Raw genomic sequence first — 16,441 nt, 5'->3', positions numbered from 1 at the left:
CCGGCTTCTTTAGAGCCCATGGGCTGCGTGGAGCTGCTCATGCCAGGTTCGGAAATCACGGCCAGAGTGCACCTGGCCGCACTGGGGGCAGCTGCGTTCGCTTTCGCTGGTGGCGTAAAAGCGTTCATAGACCGGGGGCAGGTCGGTGACTATGCTCTCCAGTTGCTTTTCATAACGCTGCACCACGGTGCCGCACTTCGCGCAACTCCACTGGAAGGCATCGAGTTCTCCCTGCGGGCGCTGGCGTTCTATGACCAGGCACAGGCTGCCTTCTTCGGGGCGTTGCGGCGAGTGCAAGGTGTGCGGCGCCATCAGGAACATGTCGCCCTCTTTCAGGTCGACGCGGTCGTATTGACCGCGGTCCCAGATGAGTAAAAAGGCATTGCCCTTGAACTGGTAGAAGAACTCTTCGATCGGATCGTCATGAAAGTCGCTGCGTTGGTTGGGGCCGCCCACCACGGTGACCATGAAGTCGCCGTCTTTCCAGATCTGCTGGTTGCCCACCGGCGGCTTGAGCAGATGAGCGTTGTCATCCAGCCAGCGCTGGAAGTTGAGGGGGCGTCCGTATTTGAAATTCAGTCCCATTTTTGTCTCCTGTAATTAGCGCGCGGCGCGCGACGCCAGTACTTTTGGATTGGTCGCGCCCCATGGGACGGACATATCAACCATGATGTCTTTGATGACCGTCTGCAACTCGAGCTGCGTAATCTCCTGGTCGCCCTGCCGGCCGAAGAGCACGACTTCGTCATTGGCTTTGACGTCCGGGAAATCGGTCACATCGACCATGAAGGTGTTCATGGTGATCGAGCCGACGATAGGCGCGCGATGCCCGTTGATCAGCACGTAGCCTTTGTTGCCGAATGCGCGACGATAACCGTCGGAATAGCCCGCGGGGATGTTGGCCAGCCGCGAGTCGCGCTTGAGCACGAACGTGTGGCTGTAGCTCACGCCACTGCCGCTCGGATACTCGTTGACGCTAGCCACGCGGGTCATGAAGCGCATGGCCTTCTTGAAGTCGCCCTTGGTCGAGAAGCCATAGAGGATGCGCCCCGGCCGAACCATGTCGAAGTGCGCCTCCGGGATGTCCAAGGTCAGGAAGGAATTGGCAGCATGCAGCGTGATGCGTTTGCGATCGAGACCGGCCTGCTCGATCAGCCAGTGGGCATCGCGATCGAACTCCGCGATACCGGCGCGCACCTGATCGGCCTCGCCCATCGCGAAATGGGTCATGATGCCGACCGGACGTAGCCCCGGCATCGCGAGGATCTCGAGCGTCTGCTGCTTGACCTTCTCGTCATCAACCTCGAGTCCGTTGCGTGCCATCTCGCCGGAGTTGAGCGCCAGGTGAAAGGCCACCGTCAGGTGGCGCCTGCGCGCCTGCTCGGCGAGTTGGCGCGCAACGTCCAGGTTGCCGAGCAGTTCCTCGACGCCGTAGCGCATGCCGTTGACCATTTCGCCCAACGGTGCTGCGCGTAGCCGCACCAACTGACCCTTGAAGCCGCTTTGGCGAACCAGCCGCGCTTCCTCGTTGCTCGTCACGCCCACGCAGGGAATCTTCATCCGTATGACAGAGGGCATCAGTAGCGAAATGCCGTGGCCGTACGCGTCGGCCTTCATGACGACGCAGATGCGGGTGCGTTCGTTCAGGCGATCCCTCACCTTCTGCAGGTTCTGCTCGAACGCGGAGGCATCGATCTCCAGCCATGCGTTCGAGTTTCGCGTGACATCGAGGCCGGGCGTGCGCACCAACTCGGACGCCAAGCGCGGGGCGGCGCCGGCCTGCGAACCCACGGCGAGCGCAAGAACGGACAAAGTAAAGTTTCGGCGGCTCGATTTCATGGATTCCTTGCTGGCATTGGCTTGTAGGCCACCGCCTTGATTTCAATCAGCAGATGCGGGTGCGGCAGCTGGTGCACTGCCACCGTGGTGCGGGTCGGGCCGTCGTAGTCGAAGAACTCTGCCCACACAGCGTTGTAGCCGCCGAAGTCGTTCATGTTGACGAGGAAGACCTGGGTCTCGACCAGGTCGCCAAGGTCGGCGCCGACGCTTTTCAGGATGTCGCCGATGTTCTCGATCACAGCGCGCGTCTGCACCCGGATGTCGAGCGCTGTCACGCCCATCTCATCCACGGACACGCCAGCAAATGAGTTGTCGGGCCGGCGCGAGCTGGTGCCTGAGATGTACAAAAAATCGCCCGCGCGTTTGACATGCGGGAAGCGCCCGCGTGGCTTGGCTTTGCCAGCCACGACCATGGCTTCGGTCACTGGTAGTGATGTCATGATTCTTATCTTCCTAAACTGCAAGGTTCAGTCGCCGCGAAAGCCCGATGCTTCGATCACCGGCTTCCACCGCTTACGATCCGACGCCACCAGCGCTGCGAATTCCGGCGCCTTCAGTCCCGTCGTTTCGAGACCGGCCTGTGCGAGCTTTTGCTTCACGTCGGGCTGCCGAACCGTGTTCACCAAGGCCTCGCTGATGCGTTGCACGATAGTCGCCGGGGTCTTGGCATGCATGTAGGCGCCGAACCAGGCTTCACCTTCGACGCCGGGGAAGCCTTGTTCCTTGAAGGTCGGCACCTCGGGCATGAGCGGCGAACGCGTCGCGCCCGAGGTTGCGAGCATGCGGATCCTGCCGGCCTTGTAGAGCTCCAGCGGAAACTGATCGATCGCGAGAGGGATCTGGCCGCCTATCAGGTCGTTCACCAGCGGCGAGCCCCCTTGGTACGGCACATGCGTCATCTCAACCTTGATCGCCTGTCCGAACATCACACCGAGGAAGTGCAATTGACTGCCGGCGGCCGAGGTGCCGAACGTAGCCTGCGTCGGATCCGCTTTGATCAGCGTGACGAATTCGTTCAAGGTCTTGTACGGGCTGCTTCCAGCGGTGGCGATCACGAGAGGAAACTTCACCAACTGCGCAACGGGTACGAAGTCCGCTTCGGGGTTGTAGTTAAGCTTGCGGAAGGTCAGCGGCGCGATGACGATCGGCGCCGACGGCGTGATCAGCACCGTGTTGCCGTCGGCCGGTGCGTTCTTCAGCACTTCGGCGGCAATGCGGCCTCCGGCGCCCGGCTTGTTCTCGACGATCACCGTGACGCCGAGCGAGGCCGACAACTTGTCGGCGACGACGCGGGCGATGAGGTCGCCGGCGCCGCCGGCCGGAAATCCCACCAGCAGCTTGACCGGGCCGCTGATGCGGTCGCTGGTTTGCGCCGATGCGGTGCCGAGCACCGACACGGCTGCACAGGCCACCACGAAGATCCGTCTGGTTGCATTGAAGAGCATGTTTTCATTCCTGGGTTGATGGGCGACTGAAGGGCTTGCAGCGTTCGGGCGCCTCATGTCACCGCCTTGCGCTGCTGGAATTCGGGCTCCATCCACACCTTGGTGTCCATGATGTCCTTCAGCGTGGCGATCGCATTCCAGACGTCGTCGAAACTCAGGTACAGCACCGCGAAGCCGAAGCGCAGGATATTCGGCGCACGGAAATCGCCGATCACGCCGCGCGCAATGAGCGCCTGCATGATCGCGTAGCCCTCGGGATGCGTGAGCGACACCTGGCTGCCGCGCGTTGCGGCGTCCCGTGGCGTGGCCAGGCCGAAGCCGGTGAGTTCCTGATCCGCCAGGCGGATGAACAAGTCGGTCATGACCTCGCTCTTGCTGCGCAGCACCGCCATATCGACGCCGTCGAAGGCTTCGAGCGCCGCCTCCAGCGAAATCAGCCCCAGCTGGGACGCTGTGCCCACCAGCATGCGATCCATACCCGGAGCGGGCTCGTAGCCATGGACGAACTCGAACGGCCGCGCATGGCCATGCCAACCGGTCAGCGGCTGGTGCAGCGCCGCATGGTGGCGTTTGGCGACATAAACAAACGCCGGTGCGCCCGGCCCGCCATTGAGGTACTTGTAGCCGCAACCGACCGCGAAGTCGGCCTGGGCGCCGTTCAGGTCGCAGGGCATGGCGCCAGCGGTGTGGCACAGGTCCCAGACCACCAGCGCGCCAACAGCGTGCGCCCGGCGCGTGATCTCGGCCATGTCGTAGACGCGCCCGGTCTTGTAGTTGACATGCGTCAGAGAGACGATGGCCACCCGCTCATCAATCGCGTCGAGCACCGCGTCGGGCTCGAGCGCGACGAAGTCGGCATTCATCAATTCGGCGACGCCGCTGGCGACATAGACATCGGTCGGGAAGTTGCCGATCTCGCCGACGATCCGCGTGCGGCCAGGACGCATGCGTAGCGCCGCCACCAGAACCTTGAACAGGTTGACCGAGGTCGAGTCGGCGGCGATGACTTCGTCGACCGCGGCACCGATCAGCGGCGCAATGCGCCCGCCCACGCGCTGCGGCGCCGGATACCAGTCGGCGTCGTTCCATGAACGGATCAGGCCCACGCCCCACTCCTGCTCGATCGCCCGCGACATGCGCGGTGGCACCGACTTGGGCAGTGCACCGAGCGAATTGCCGTCCAGGTAGATCACGCCCTCCGGAAGTTGAAAGAGATCGCGGCAGTGCGCGAGCGGATCCGCGGCGTCGAGTTTGGCGACATCCTGTCGTGTGATGGTCTTTGTGTGTGCATTCATCGTTTGTCTCCTAATATCTTTAAATGGATTCGCTAGCCCTGATTCAGGGCAGGTCTTTGGTAGCGTAGGCCAGCACGCTGATCGCGTCTTGCGGAATGCCAGGCATCGTCTCGCACCAGCTCGCATAGGCCGCACGCATGCGGGCTAGCCGCTGGGGGTCGCGCAGTGCGTGGTTGGCGCGTTCACGCTCGTCCTGCGCGAGGTTGAACAGGTAGTCATTGCCTTCGATACTGAGGTACTTCCAGTCCCCTTCGCGCAGCGCCTTCTGGTTGCGGTACTTCATACGCCAGTAGAGGGTACGCAGCGTCGGCGGGTCGAGCGCCTCTAAATGCGCGCACAGCGACTCCCCGTCGAGCGGGTACTCCGGATGCGGCGCGACACCGGCCCATTCGAGGAAGGTTGCGACCCAATCCATCGTGATGCAGACCTGGCGGCTGACGTGCCCGGCAGCGATGCGCCCTGGCCAGCGTGCGATCAGCGGCACGCGGATGCCGCCTTCTAGCAGGTCCATCTTCTTGCCGATCAGCGGCCAGGTATCGGAGAAGCGCTCGGCACCGTTGTCGCTGGTGAAGACAACGACGGTGTTCTCGTCCAGCCCTTGCGCGCGCAGCGTAGCGAGGATGCGCCCGATGCCTTCGTCCATGTGGTGGATCATCGACTGGTAGGTCTTCACCGAGCCGCCGTCCGTGTGAGCCAGCTGGTTGCCGATGCGGTGGGCTTCGGCCTCGTCGTCCCGCGTTTCCCACGGCCAGTGCGGCGCCGTGTAGTGCACGCTGAGAAAAAACGGCTGTTGCCGCTGAGCGCAGGCTTCGATGCAGCGCACCGCGCGCTCGGAGATCAGGTCGGTCAGGTAACCGACCTCGTGTGTTTCCACCTCGCCGTCGTACAGGTCGTGGATGCCGTTGGTGTCTTTGTGGGTGAAATAGTCCAGCCCCCCGCCCATCACTCCGAAGAAATCCTGGTAGCCGCTCTTGAGCGGTCCAAAGTGGGGAGCAAAGCCGAGGTGCCACTTGCCGACCAAGGCCGTGTGGTAGCCGACGTCGCGCAGCAGCGACGGCAGCGTGGGGTGCTCTGGCGCGAGGCCGATTTCTGCGCTGCCACGGTACTTGCTGGTCAGCGGCTCCTCGGCCGCGCCGCGCAGCCGGTACTGGTAGCGGCCTGTCATCAGCGCAAAACGCGTCGGCGAGCAAACGGGCGAGTTGGCGTAGGCATCGCTGAAACGCACGCCTTCGGCCGCCATGCGGTCCAGGTGGGGCGACACCGGGGCACGGCCGCCGTAGCAGCTGAGGTCGGCATGGCCCAGATCGTCGGCCATGATAAAGACGAAATTAGGTCTGTCGGTAGCGCGCTTCATTGTTTCGCCTTGAAGTTGATTGAGGGGGCAATTGCGCGCTGTCGTCGTGTGGACATGATTTGCCGGTCGGCTGCTCGCACCCGTCGCTTGGAAATCCACGCAACCGAGCGAGGTCGGCACCGCTTCCGATCTGACTGGACTTGTGTCGTCATGTCGTGCTCCGGTTGGGTGTTTCTCATGGGTTGCGGCTGGCTGGAATTCGGCTCATCGTGACCGTCTCGCCAATGTCGAATTGCATCAAATCCTCACCGAGCAGCAGTGGCCCGTCGTAGGTCTTGCGTGTCTGCTGCACGATGGCGTCTTCGGGCGGCGCCGGTGTGGCCGCGTCGCCGTAGCGCGCGATGTGGCTGTATACCGCCAGCTTGGGCTTGGCCCGCGCAAATACGGTGCCCGCCTCTTCGGGCGAGGTGTGGTGGCCAAAGATGCGCTGGAACGAGGGCGAGCGCTTCAGCAGGTCGGGGGCTATGACCGCAACCTCGTGGATCAGCAGATCAGCGCCGGTTGCCTGTCGCACCACTTCGCTGGACAGACGCGTGTCGTCCGACATGACCACACTGCGGCCACGGTACTCGACCTTGTAGCCGACCGACGGTTTGATGTCGTCGCCCTGATCAACGACAAAGGAGCTGACCTTGACGCCGTCGCGTTCGTAGACCACCGCCGGGGCTTCGAACTCCTTGGCATCGACCGCAATGCCGGCGGGCGGATTGCGCTCGTCAACCAGGCGAATCTTGATGTCGTCGGCATAGGCAGACTGCAGTCCGTCCATCAACGCCTTGGTGCCCTTCGGGCCATAAATCAGAAATGGACTGGTGCGTCGGCCGTAAGGGGGCTGCAACCAGCCGGTCAGCCACAGGTCGGGCACGCCGATGGTGTGGTCGGAGTGAAAGTGCGTCAGGAAGTGGGCGTTGATGCTGCCCATCGGAATGCCGGCCTGCCACAGGCGGATGCTGACGCCGCGACCCATGTCGAACACCATCTTTTGCGAGCCAGCCTCGACCAGCGTGCTTTGGCTGAAGCGGTCGGGCCGTGGGTTGGGCACGCCCGTTCCGAGCAAGGTCACTTTGAAGTCGCCTGCCCAGGCCATTGCCGCAGGCAGCATCAGCAGCGTACAGCCCAGCCTCATCAAGCGCTTTTTCATGTGAAGAACTCCACCCGGCCCAGGCCGCTGATGTCACAGCGCACGTGCAGGTCGGGGCGCAAGGCTTCGGCCGCAGTGGCCGCACCCGCCATGATGAGCGAGCCGGCAGGCAGGCTGCGTTCGCAGGCGGCCAGCAGGCGCGAGGCCTGAACCAGGCTGCGCAAGGGGTGGCCCAAAATAGCGGCGGTGGAGCCTGACAACACACTGCGTCCGTCAAATGCCACATTCACGCCCGCATTGCCCAGCTTGTCAAACTGGCGCGACCAGGGCCCGACCACCAGACCGGCGGAAGAGCAGTTGTCGGCCACCACGTCTTCCAGCGTGAACTTGAAGTCTTGATAGCGTGAGTCGATGATTTCCAGCGCCGGAGCGACGGCTTCGATGTAATCGGCCGCTTCCAGCGCGCTGATCGGGCCGCTGATGTCGCGACGGGTCAGAAAGCAGACCTCGGGCTCCACGCGTGGGTGGATGTAGCGCGCCAGATTCACCGTGCTGCCTTCTTCTTCCAGCATGCTGTCGGTGAGCCAGCCCCAGATCAGGTCGTGCACGCCCATTTGCACCATCTTGGCGCGGCTGGTGAAGCCCAGCTTGATGCCGCGCACCTTGTCGCCGCGAGCAGCCCGGTGCTGGATGGAGGCGCGCTGAATACGGTAGGCGTCGGCCAGGTCGAAGCTGCCGGGCGCGAATTGTTCGACGGCTTGCGCCTGGTGCGCGGCCTGGTCGAGCCGGGCTGCGGCTTGTTCAATCATGTTGCTCATGCGCTGGCTCCGGTGCTGACGTTGGCGCGGGCCTTGAGCATGTCGAGCGCCACATCCACAATCATGTCTTCCTGTCCGCCCACCATGCGGCGACGGCCGAGTTCTATCAGGATGTCAAAAGCGGGAATGCCGTATTTCTCCGAGGCTGCTTCGCTGTGGCGCAAAAAGCTGGAGTACACGCCGGCGTAGCCCAGCGCCAGCGTTTCGCGGTCTACCCGCACGGGCCGCTCCTGAATCGGGCGCACGATGTCTTCGGCGGCATCGATCAGCTTTTTTACATCGCAGCCATGGTTCAGTCCCATGCGATCAACGGCGGCGATGAACACCTCCAGCGGGGCATTGCCTGCGCCCGCTCCCATGCCGGTCAGGCTGGCGTCGATGCGGTCGCAGCCATGCTCCAGCGCCACCAGGCTGTTGGCCACGCCCAGGCTCAGGTTGTGATGGGCGTGCATGCCGGTTTCGGTCTCGGGCTTGAGTACCTCCTTGAAGGCCTTGAAGCGGTCGGCAATGTCGTACATATTCATCGCGCCGCCGGAGTCCACGACGTAGACGCATTGCGCGCCGTAGCTCTCCATCAGCTTGGCCTGTTGGGCCAGACCTTGCGGCGTGTTCATGTGGCTCATCATCAAAAAGCCGGTGGCGTTCATGCCCAGCTTGCGCGCGTATTCGATGTGCTGGCGTGAGATGTCGGCTTCGGTGCAGTGGGTGGCCACGCGCACAACGCGTGCGCCGGCGTCATAGGCCGCCTGCAGGTCATGGATGGTGCCAATGCCGGGCAGCAGCAAGGTGGCCACCTGGGCGTGCTTGAGCACCCCGGCAACGGCTGCTATCCACTCCAAATCGGTGTGGGCACCAAAGCCGTAGTTGAAGCTGGAGCCCTGCAGGCCGTCGCCGTGCGCCACTTCTATGCTGTCCACCTTGGCTTCATCCAGCGCACGGGCAATCGCCACTGCTTGTTCGATGGAGTACTGATGGCGGATGGCGTGCATGCCGTCGCGCAGAGTCACATCTGAAACGTAAATTTTCTTGGTCTTGTTGAACATCTCGAACCTCTTTACACGGTTGCCGTGTCGGCCGCCAGTAGGCGGGCGGCTTGTTGCTCCGCCGCAGCCAGGGCGGCGCTGGTCATGATGTCGAGGTTGCCGGCATAAGACGGCAGGTAGTGCGCCGCACCTTCGACCTCCAGGAAGATGGAGACCTTCAGGCCAGGCATGCGGCCCAGGCCAGGCACGTTGAGCGGGTGCTGTGCGTCAAAGCGTTCGAACTGCACCTCTTGCTTGAGGCGGTAGCCAGGTACATAGGCGGCCACGTCTTGAACCATGCGCTTGACCGAGTCGGCAATCGCTTTCTGGTCAGCATCCACATCGGCCAGGCAGTACACGGTGTCCCGCATCATCAGTGGCGGTTCGGCCGGGTTGAGCACGATGATGGCCTTGCCGCGCTGGGCGCCGCCCACTTCTGCGATGGCGCGCGAGGTCGTTTCGGTGAACTCGTCGATGTTGGCGCGCGTGCCGGGGCCGGCCGACTTGCTGGCAATGGACGCCACGATTTCTGCGTAATGCACCTTGGCAATCCGGGAGACGGCATAGACCATGGGAATGGTGGCCTGACCACCGCAGGTGACCATGTTGATGTTGGGCGCATCCAGATGCGCTTGCAGATTCACGACGGGGATCACATAAGGGCCTATCGCCGCTGGCGTCAGGTCAACCACCTTGATGCCATGCGGCTGAAGCATGCTGTTGTGGTGGGCGTGGGCGCCGGCGCTGGTGGCGTCAAAAACGATGCCGATATCGCCAAAGCCGTCCATTTTCATCAGGCCTTCAACGCCTTCGGACGTAGTTGCAACGCCCATGCGGGCAGCGCGCGCCAGCCCCTCGGAGCTTGGGTCTATGCCAACCATGGCCGCCATGCGCAAACGACGGGCATTGCGCAACACCTTGATCATCAGGTCGGTGCCAATGTTGCCGGAGCCTATGATGGCAACCGCAATTTTTTTGTCTTGTGAGGTCATGAAAGTTTCCGAAAAAAATCGTTCAGTGGCGACAGGTATGGCTTCAGGCGGTCTTGGAAAAAACGGCACTCACCGAGCCCAGGCCTTCGATCTGCGCGGTGAATACGTCACCGGGCTGCACCGCCACCATGGGGCCTAGCGCGCCGGTCATCAGTACGTCGCCAGCCCGTAGCGGCGAACCGATGCGGGCCATCATGTTGGCCAGCCAGACGGCGGCATTGAGCGGGTTGCCCAGGCAGGCCGAGCCTATGCCCAGCGACACCTGGTCGCCGCGCCGCTCCATCACCATGCCGCAGCCTATCAAGTCAAATTTCGACAGACTGACCGGACGTGAGCCCAGCACAAAGAGGCCTGATGATGCATTGTCGGCAACGGTGTCGGCCAGGCGGATGTCCCAGTTGGCAATACGGCTGCCAACCACCTCGATGGCGGGCAGCGCGTAGGCCGTGGCGCTGATGATGTCGGCCACGGTGTGTTGTTCGAACGTCAAATCACGCCCCAGCACCAGGGCGATCTCGGCCTCGACCTTGGGCTGCAGCAGGCGGGCCGGTGCAATCTCTTCGCCATGTCCGACGGCCATGCTGGTCAGCAGCATGCCAAAGTCGGGCGAGTCCACGCCCAGCTGCTTTTGCACCGCCAGCGAGGTCAGGCCTATCTTGCGGCCCACCAGACGATCACCGGCCTTGAGCTTGCGCTGGATGTTGATGCGCTGCACCGCATAGGCGGCGGCCACCACATCGGCGCTGCTGCTTGAGGCCGCAGCCTGCGCGAGCTGTTCGCGCAGCGGTGCGCAGGGTGTAGCGCTGTGTTCTGCCTGCCACAGCACCTCGGCAATGTGTTCAATGGAAAGTGTCATGTCTTATTCCGTATCAGCGGCCAGCGCTGGCTGAGGTTGGTAAAAGGCGAATTCGATTTCGACCGTGGCGCCCAGCGGCAAGGCCTGTACGCCGAGCGAGGTACGTGCCGGTGGGGCTATGTCCGCGAACATGGCATCCCAGGCGGCATTGATCTGTCCGAAGGCGGCGAAATCGGTGGTGTAAATGCGCGCCAGGGTCATGTTTTGCAGGCTCAGACCATAGTCGGGCAAAGCCAGCTTCAGGTTGTCGAAAATGCGCTGGGTCTCTGCGGCGGGGCCACCTGCCACCAGCTGCCCCGTGGCCGGGTCCAGTCCGACCATGCCCGAGATGCTGAAGTGCGGACCGCTCTGCACGCAAGGCGTGTAGCGAAATTTCGGCGCCGGTATGGCCGCCGAGTGCAGCAGTTTTTTCATGACAGGCGAATGCAGATATTGCTGATTTCGGAATAGAAATCGAGCGAGTGCCGACCGCCTTCGCGTCCCAGACCCGACAGCTTGGCGCCGCCGAAAGGCGTGCGCAGGTCGCGCAAAAACCAGGTGTTGACCCAGGTGATGCCGACGTGGAACTGACGTGAGACGTTGTGGGCCCGTTTCAGATTGGTGGTCCAGACGCAGGCCGCCAGGCCATATGGGCTGTCGTTGACCCGGCCAATGACTTCTTCCTCGGTGTCAAAGGGCGCAATGTGGCAGACCGGGCCAAACACTTCTTCGCGCACGCAGCGTGCGCTGTCGGGTAGGCCGGTCCAGATGGTGGGCTGCACAAAAGCGCCGTTGTCGCGCTCGTCACCAAACTGCGGCACGCCGCCGCCGGTGACAACGGTCGCGCCTTCTTCGACCGCCAGCTTGAAGTAGGACAGCACCTTGTCGCGGTGGCCGTGCGAGATCAGCGAGCCCATGTCCACACCAACCTCGTCGGGGTAGCCGATCTTGAGCGTTTCGGTTTTCTCTTTAAGTGCGGCGACGAAACGGTCAAAGATGGAGCGCTCCACATACACCCGTTCCGAGCACAGGCAGACCTGGCCCGAATTGGTGAATGAAGAGCGTGCCACGCCGGCCACGGCAGCATCGAAATCGGCATCGGCAAAGACCACAGCGGCGTTTTTGCCGCCCAGCTCGAAAGACACTTCCCGCACGCCTTCGGCCGCCGCCTTCATGATGGTGGCGCCGGTGCGCGACTCTCCGGTGAAGGTGATGGCGTCTATGCCCGGGTGGCGCGTCAGAAATTCACCGGCCGAATTGGGCCCGAAGCCGTGCAGCAGATTGAAAACGCCGTGTGGCACACCGGCTTCGTGCATGACTTCGGCCAGCAAGGTGGCCGATGATGGCGTTTCTTCCGAAGGTTTGACCACCACGGTGTTGCCGCAGGCCAGCGCAGGCGCCACCTTCCAGGTCAGCAGCAGCAGCGGCAGGTTCCATGGCGAGATGATGCCGACCACGCCGTGTGGCTTGCGCACCGTGTAATTCATGATGTCCTGGCCGTCGGCCGTGCGCATGTCGAAAGTCTCGCCGCCGGCCAGCTTGACCAGATCGGCAAAGGTGCGGAAATTGGCCACGCCCCGGTAGACATCCAGGCTGCGCGCCTGGGCCACCGGCCGGCCGGTGTCGGCCACTTCGGCGGCAACAAAATCCTCGAAGCGGCGCTCGATGCCGTCGGCCACTTTTTGCAGCACGGCGGCGCGCTCGGCCGGCGCCATCTTGCCCCACGGGCCATTCAATGCCGCCCGTGCCGCCTGTACGGCACGGTCTACCAGGGCTGCGTCGGCCTCATGCACCTCGGCCAGCAGGACGCCGTTGATGGGGCTGATGTTGGGGAACTGCCTGGCTGTCGTGACGAACTCGCCCGCAACGTAATTGCGAATCTGTGCGAGCGAGGGCGGCAGTGGAATTCTGTGCTTCAAGTCGGTCTCCTGAAAACCCGGTGACTGTGCGAATGCGGGGTGTTCTGGTGAGCGACTTTAGGTGGGAATGGGGCGTTTGGATAATGAAAGAATCGCGGCCATGTATAGCTTGAAGGAATACATGAGCCAAAAGTCTTGCGGGCTCAGGAAGCCGCTGAGCCCACGGCTGCACCAACTTCCTGCAGCGCAGCTAGAAGGCGTTGTGTGGCAGCCGTAGGCGGCCGGTCTGCAAACAGGCTGTAGCCGACCTTGCCAAAAGGGCTGGCCACGCCTAGCGGCAATATGCTCAATAAGCCGGATCGCACGAATTGCTCGGCCACCGCATAAGGCATCAGGGCGATCGTCGATGACTCCAGCAGCAGCCCCAGATTGGTCAGGATGGAAACCGACTCGACGATGCGCTTGGGCACGACCATGTGGGCGGCCGCAAAAAACAACTGCGCCGAACGCATGGCCGCCGATTCTGGCGTGGGAATGATCCACACCATGTCCTGCAGCTGTTGCACGTCAATGGAGGTGTCCAGGGCCAGTGGGTGGTGGCGCGCCACCACGGCGCACAGCGTCTCGTCATAGAGCGGAACATGGGTGAGCGCCCGGTTTGGGCTTTCGCCTGGCAGCAGTCCCACCACCACATCCACCTCGCCGCGTACCAGCTCGGGAAACAAGACGTCGTTGGAGCCGACGCGCACCGTCACCACCACGTTGGGCGCGGTTTCGCGCAAGCGCACCACGGCCTTGGGCAGCAGACTGGCCGAGGCCGAAATCAGGGTGCCGACCACGACCTGGCCGGAGACGCCGGTATTCCAGGCGTTCGCGTTGTCGGCAAGAAAGCGCAACTCTGCCAGCAGCGAACGGGCGTGGCGCTGCAGTAGTTCGCCAAACTCTGTGAGTCGCACCCCGCGTTTGCTGCGCGTGAACAGCGCCTGATCGAAATGCCCCTCCAGCTCATGGATGGACTTGCTGACCGCCGGCTGCGTCATGTGCAGCTCACGCGAGGCGGCGAGTATGGAGCCGGTGTTCACCACCTGTTCAAAGATGGCGAGTTGCTGCAACTTGAGCCGTCTGGCCAGCGATAGTTTTGAATGTTCCATGGGCTGAACTATATTCAGCGCTTCACGGCGGGGCGCAGGCCGCTCGTGGAAACAGCGTCTTCACGCATCAGCCGAGCGGCAGCACCAGGTCGGTGGTGCCCGGGCAGACCCCGCGCGGGTACTCGCGCGAGGTGTCTATGCAGCCGCCCGATAGATAAACCCCTTTGGGCTCGCGCAGGCGCAGCATCAGCGCCAGAATTTCCGCGGCCTGAACCGGGTCGGCCATGGACGCCTTGACGCGCTCCTCGACGATGCTTTCGTTGATCTGCAATTCACCCGTGTCATCGGTGTAAGTCGCATGGCGCCAGTGAAACAGCTCAAGGCACTTGCTGGCCAGCGTATAGGGCTGGTCGCGTTTCCAGAAATTGGTAAACAGGCCGCCGCCCAGATAAAAGACCCAGGACCCTTCGTAGCCGGTGACATCGGACGAGTGGGCGTCGGGGTTGCGAAACCAGAGTCGGTCGCCCGGCACGTAATACTTGGGTGGCAGCGGTGCTTCCATGGAGCCGTATTCGCGCAGAAACACGTCGTGGAACTGGCCCGACATGATGGCGCGGCTCTCCCACTGCTGCTGCAGGTTTTGCAGCAAGCTTGGGTTGCTGTGCTCAAGCTCCTGTGCAATGGCCAGCAAAATCACATACTCGGTGGCGCGATAGCAGGAAAAGGAATACAGCTTGCCCGAGGCCTCGGGTTGAGTGGCTTTTTGCAGCGCGGGAATCAGCGCATGGCCGGGCCGCACAGTGAAGCCCCGGCCCTCGGCATAGACCCAGCAGTCTTCGGGGCGCTCGGCCTCTGTGGTGTGAAAGGCCAGAGCCGTCTTGCGTGCGGCCACCACCATGTTGCGGCGTATGCGTACGGCAGAGGCCAGCTCGACATGGCTGGGGAATTCAAAGCCGACTGGGCTGAGCAACATGGCCAGCAGGATTTCGCGTTCCAGGTCGTCGGCGCGCAGCGAAGTGTCCAGTCCCAGCCTTTGCGTCAGGCCGGTCGTGTCCAGGCCGGGCGCCCATTGCTCGGCCAGCTCGGCGCGCAGCTTAAAGCCTTGTTCGAATTTCGCCTGCGTTGCGCTTGTTGCCGTGCTTTCCACATGGCTTTGCAGGCCGAGCCGTTGCAGTTGCGCGCTGAAACTGCGGTTGGCCGCGGCCAGGGCGTCGGCGGTTTTGCAGTGGAGAAGAATGCCGCGAGAAGGGGCGTATGAGGTGAGGGCGGCGGTCATGGTGCTGCAAAGTATCTGGGCTCGCAGCGGCTTCGACAAGCCGGGAAAACACCCAAGCCGGGCTGGTCCGGCTTAGGCCTGCCCCGGCAATTGCTATGCGCTTTGACAAGGACATGGCCAGGACCTACGATGGCTGAGCCTAAAGCCGCTTCGCCGGGTTGCCGGAACAACATCCATGAATGGAGGATGCATGCTTATGCAACGCACCATTGAAACCATTTTTCCCGCGCAGCGGGTCATCGACGATGGCGATATGCTGCTGTGGCGAGCCTTGCCCCTGAACGGGCGCGCATCGCTAGGCCCTTTTGTCTTCATTGACCATTACCGGCACCGTAGCCGGCGCGGCATAGGCGACTCCCCGCACCCGCATGCCGGCATCGAAGTCATCAGCTACCTGCTGGAGGGCGGGGTGGCGCACCGCGACAGCCTGGGTTTCAAGGACCAGCTGGGGCCAGGCGATGCGCAATGGATACGCGCCGGACGCGGCATGCTTCACGCGGAGCAACCCAGCGGCGGTCGCCATGGCCTGCAACTCTGGACCAGCTTGCCGCCGGAACACAAGCTGGACGAACCGGCCTATGCCTCGTTTCGCGCCGCCGACATCCCCGAGATTGAGCATGCCGGCGCGCGGATTCGGGTCATCGCGGGCAGCCTGGAAGGCGTCGTGGGACCGATGAAAACCACCAGCCCCACCGTCTTCGCCCACATCCGCCTGGACCCCGGCGCGAGCGTCACGCTGCCGGTCGATGCGGCGCCCGAGCTCGGCCTGTATGTGCTTGACGGCAGCCTTGCCGGCGAGAACGGCGCGGCGCTTGGCCCCGGCGCGTTGGCGGTGCTGACATCGGGTTCGCAAATCAGCTTGAGGGCCGCGCCGGATCAAGGGGCTGACGTCGCCTTGCTGGGCGGTACCCCGGTCGAAGGCGCCATTTTGTTTGCCGGGCCCTTTGTCATGGACACCCCCGAACGCCTCGCGCAAGCCAAGCGGGATTTCGCCAGCGGCGCCATGGGGCGGCTCGAAGGGGTGCCGTTTTAAGGTGGCAGCCCGCACGCGCCTAGCTCGACCAAGGAGGCTGGGCGATGCTTGTGACGAGAAAAATGAAACCAGGGAGGCGACATGCTGAACGACCTGATACGCGGACAGAGCGATGTATTGATCCTGTTGGCGCGTCTGCTGCTGATGGCGCTGTTTTTGGCGACCGGCTGGAAAAAGCTGACGAACTTTTCAGCCACTGCGGCCTACATGGCGTCCACCGGTGCTCCGCTGCCCAGCTTGTCGACGGCGGTGGCGATTGCCGTGGAGTTTTTCGCCGGTATCGCCCTGGTCCTTGGCGTGCTGACTCGTCCGCTGGCCTTGCTGTATGTCGTCTTCACCTTTGCGACGGCGCTGCTGGGCCACCGTTTCTGGACGCTGTCGGGCGCGGAGCGTGAGGCGAACAAGATCAACTTTCTCAAAAATCTCAGCATCATGGGCGGCTTGCTGCTGCTCGCTATCACCGGGCCGGGAAAGTACGCACTCTGGCCTTAGGACAGACCA

General features: G+C 63.0%; 17 protein-coding genes. 2 read left to right on the top strand and 15 right to left on the bottom strand.

The annotated features are described in order from the left end of the window. Positions 1-9 precede the first annotated feature (9 nt). The 15 genes from BM160_RS09020 to BM160_RS08950 form a co-directional block, all read right to left on the bottom strand. Positions 10-585 (bottom strand): 3-hydroxyanthranilate 3,4-dioxygenase, encoded by a 576-nt coding sequence (locus BM160_RS09020; RefSeq protein ID WP_092003800.1) that lies wholly within the window; start codon positions 583-585, stop codon positions 10-12. A 15-nt stretch (positions 586-600) separates the two neighbouring features. Further along, positions 601-1,839, bottom strand: coding sequence for an alanine racemase (alr, locus tag BM160_RS09015; RefSeq protein ID WP_092003797.1), 1,239 nt, complete (start codon positions 1,837-1,839; stop codon positions 601-603). Next, complete coding sequence (locus tag BM160_RS09010; protein WP_092003794.1) at positions 1,836-2,279, bottom strand: RidA family protein; 444 nt, start codon at positions 2,277-2,279, stop codon at positions 1,836-1,838. The genes alr and BM160_RS09010 overlap by 4 nt, the downstream gene beginning before the upstream one ends. Before the next feature lie 27 nt (positions 2,280-2,306). Further along, the gene (locus tag BM160_RS09005; RefSeq protein WP_177218962.1) at positions 2,307-3,284 is read right to left on the bottom strand and encodes a Bug family tripartite tricarboxylate transporter substrate binding protein; all 978 of its coding nucleotides are present in this window, start codon (positions 3,282-3,284) and stop codon (positions 2,307-2,309) included. A 53-nt stretch (positions 3,285-3,337) separates the two neighbouring features. After that, on the bottom strand, positions 3,338-4,579 hold the full coding sequence (gene kynU, locus BM160_RS09000) for a kynureninase (RefSeq protein WP_092003788.1): 1,242 nt from the start codon (positions 4,577-4,579) through the stop codon (positions 3,338-3,340). 43 nt (positions 4,580-4,622) lie between these two features. Continuing rightward, a complete protein-coding gene (locus BM160_RS08995; RefSeq protein ID WP_092003785.1) occupies positions 4,623-5,933 on the bottom strand; it encodes a sulfatase family protein in 1,311 nt (436 codons plus the stop codon). 175 nt (positions 5,934-6,108) lie between these two features. After that, entirely contained in the window at positions 6,109-7,074 is a 966-nt protein-coding gene (locus BM160_RS08990; RefSeq protein ID WP_092003782.1) for an MBL fold metallo-hydrolase, read from the bottom strand. Next, complete coding sequence (locus BM160_RS08985; RefSeq protein ID WP_092003779.1) at positions 7,071-7,832, bottom strand: 2-keto-4-pentenoate hydratase; 762 nt, start codon at positions 7,830-7,832, stop codon at positions 7,071-7,073. Before BM160_RS08985 ends, BM160_RS08990 begins: the two co-directional genes overlap by 4 nt. Further along, complete coding sequence (gene dmpG / locus BM160_RS08980; protein WP_092003776.1) at positions 7,829-8,875, bottom strand: 4-hydroxy-2-oxovalerate aldolase; 1,047 nt, start codon at positions 8,873-8,875, stop codon at positions 7,829-7,831. The genes BM160_RS08985 and dmpG overlap by 4 nt, the downstream gene beginning before the upstream one ends. A gap of 11 nt (positions 8,876-8,886) precedes the next feature. After that, positions 8,887-9,846 (bottom strand): acetaldehyde dehydrogenase (acetylating), encoded by a 960-nt coding sequence (locus BM160_RS08975; RefSeq protein ID WP_092003773.1) that lies wholly within the window; start codon positions 9,844-9,846, stop codon positions 8,887-8,889. 43 nt (positions 9,847-9,889) lie between these two features. Next, positions 9,890-10,702 (bottom strand): 2-keto-4-pentenoate hydratase, encoded by an 813-nt coding sequence (locus BM160_RS08970; RefSeq protein ID WP_092003770.1) that lies wholly within the window; start codon positions 10,700-10,702, stop codon positions 9,890-9,892. A 3-nt stretch (positions 10,703-10,705) separates the two neighbouring features. Beyond that, positions 10,706-11,116 (bottom strand): RidA family protein, encoded by a 411-nt coding sequence (locus tag BM160_RS08965; RefSeq protein WP_092003767.1) that lies wholly within the window; start codon positions 11,114-11,116, stop codon positions 10,706-10,708. Further along, positions 11,113-12,600, bottom strand: a complete 1,488-nt coding sequence (locus BM160_RS08960; RefSeq protein WP_369821762.1) for a 2-hydroxymuconic semialdehyde dehydrogenase — start codon at positions 12,598-12,600, stop codon at positions 11,113-11,115. The genes BM160_RS08965 and BM160_RS08960 overlap by 4 nt, the downstream gene beginning before the upstream one ends. Positions 12,601-12,743: 143 nt before the next feature. Further along, positions 12,744-13,691 (bottom strand): LysR substrate-binding domain-containing protein, encoded by a 948-nt coding sequence (locus tag BM160_RS08955; protein ID WP_092003764.1) that lies wholly within the window; start codon positions 13,689-13,691, stop codon positions 12,744-12,746. A gap of 67 nt (positions 13,692-13,758) precedes the next feature. Next, a complete protein-coding gene (locus BM160_RS08950; RefSeq protein ID WP_092003761.1) occupies positions 13,759-14,907 on the bottom strand; it encodes a hypothetical protein in 1,149 nt (382 codons plus the stop codon). 190 nt (positions 14,908-15,097) lie between these two features. Between BM160_RS08950 and BM160_RS08945 the strand changes: the two genes are divergently transcribed. Both BM160_RS08945 and BM160_RS08940 read left to right on the top strand, forming a co-directional pair. Next, positions 15,098-15,940: a pirin family protein gene (locus BM160_RS08945; RefSeq protein ID WP_218156599.1), complete on the top strand. Its 843-nt coding sequence runs from the start codon at positions 15,098-15,100 to the stop codon at positions 15,938-15,940. 81 nt (positions 15,941-16,021) lie between these two features. Further along, positions 16,022-16,432, top strand: coding sequence for a DoxX family protein (locus BM160_RS08940; RefSeq protein ID WP_092003756.1), 411 nt, complete (start codon positions 16,022-16,024; stop codon positions 16,430-16,432). The last annotated feature ends 9 nt before the right edge of the window (positions 16,433-16,441 follow it).

Source organism: Polaromonas sp. OV174 (assembly GCF_900112285.1).
GTDB lineage: Bacteria > Pseudomonadota > Gammaproteobacteria > Burkholderiales > Burkholderiaceae_C > Polaromonas.
This window is presented reverse-complemented; position numbering and strand designations above follow the sequence as displayed.

Excerpts from the sequence above, each read along its gene's own strand:
- BM160_RS09020 (WP_092003800.1), bottom strand. The coding sequence starts at position 585 with ATGGGACTGAATTTCAAATACGGACGCCCCCTCAACTTCCAGCGCTGG.
- alr (WP_092003797.1), bottom strand. The coding sequence starts at position 1,839 with ATGAAATCGAGCCGCCGAAACTTTACTTTGTCCGTTCTTGCGCTCGCC.
- BM160_RS09010 (WP_092003794.1), bottom strand. The coding sequence starts at position 2,279 with ATGACATCACTACCAGTGACCGAAGCCATGGTCGTGGCTGGCAAAGCC.
- BM160_RS09005 (WP_177218962.1), bottom strand. The coding sequence starts at position 3,284 with ATGCTCTTCAATGCAACCAGACGGATCTTCGTGGTGGCCTGTGCAGCC.
- kynU (WP_092003788.1), bottom strand. The coding sequence starts at position 4,579 with ATGAATGCACACACAAAGACCATCACACGACAGGATGTCGCCAAACTC.
- BM160_RS08995 (WP_092003785.1), bottom strand. The coding sequence starts at position 5,933 with ATGAAGCGCGCTACCGACAGACCTAATTTCGTCTTTATCATGGCCGAC.
- BM160_RS08990 (WP_092003782.1), bottom strand. The coding sequence starts at position 7,074 with ATGAAAAAGCGCTTGATGAGGCTGGGCTGTACGCTGCTGATGCTGCCT.
- BM160_RS08985 (WP_092003779.1), bottom strand. The coding sequence starts at position 7,832 with ATGAGCAACATGATTGAACAAGCCGCAGCCCGGCTCGACCAGGCCGCG.
- dmpG (WP_092003776.1), bottom strand. The coding sequence starts at position 8,875 with ATGTTCAACAAGACCAAGAAAATTTACGTTTCAGATGTGACTCTGCGC.
- BM160_RS08975 (WP_092003773.1), bottom strand. The coding sequence starts at position 9,846 with ATGACCTCACAAGACAAAAAAATTGCGGTTGCCATCATAGGCTCCGGC.
- BM160_RS08970 (WP_092003770.1), bottom strand. The coding sequence starts at position 10,702 with ATGACACTTTCCATTGAACACATTGCCGAGGTGCTGTGGCAGGCAGAA.
- BM160_RS08965 (WP_092003767.1), bottom strand. The coding sequence starts at position 11,116 with ATGAAAAAACTGCTGCACTCGGCGGCCATACCGGCGCCGAAATTTCGC.
- BM160_RS08955 (WP_092003764.1), bottom strand. The coding sequence starts at position 13,691 with ATGGAACATTCAAAACTATCGCTGGCCAGACGGCTCAAGTTGCAGCAA.
- BM160_RS08950 (WP_092003761.1), bottom strand. The coding sequence starts at position 14,907 with ATGACCGCCGCCCTCACCTCATACGCCCCTTCTCGCGGCATTCTTCTC.
- BM160_RS08945 (WP_218156599.1), top strand. The coding sequence starts at position 15,098 with ATGCTTATGCAACGCACCATTGAAACCATTTTTCCCGCGCAGCGGGTC.
- BM160_RS08940 (WP_092003756.1), top strand. The coding sequence starts at position 16,022 with ATGCTGAACGACCTGATACGCGGACAGAGCGATGTATTGATCCTGTTG.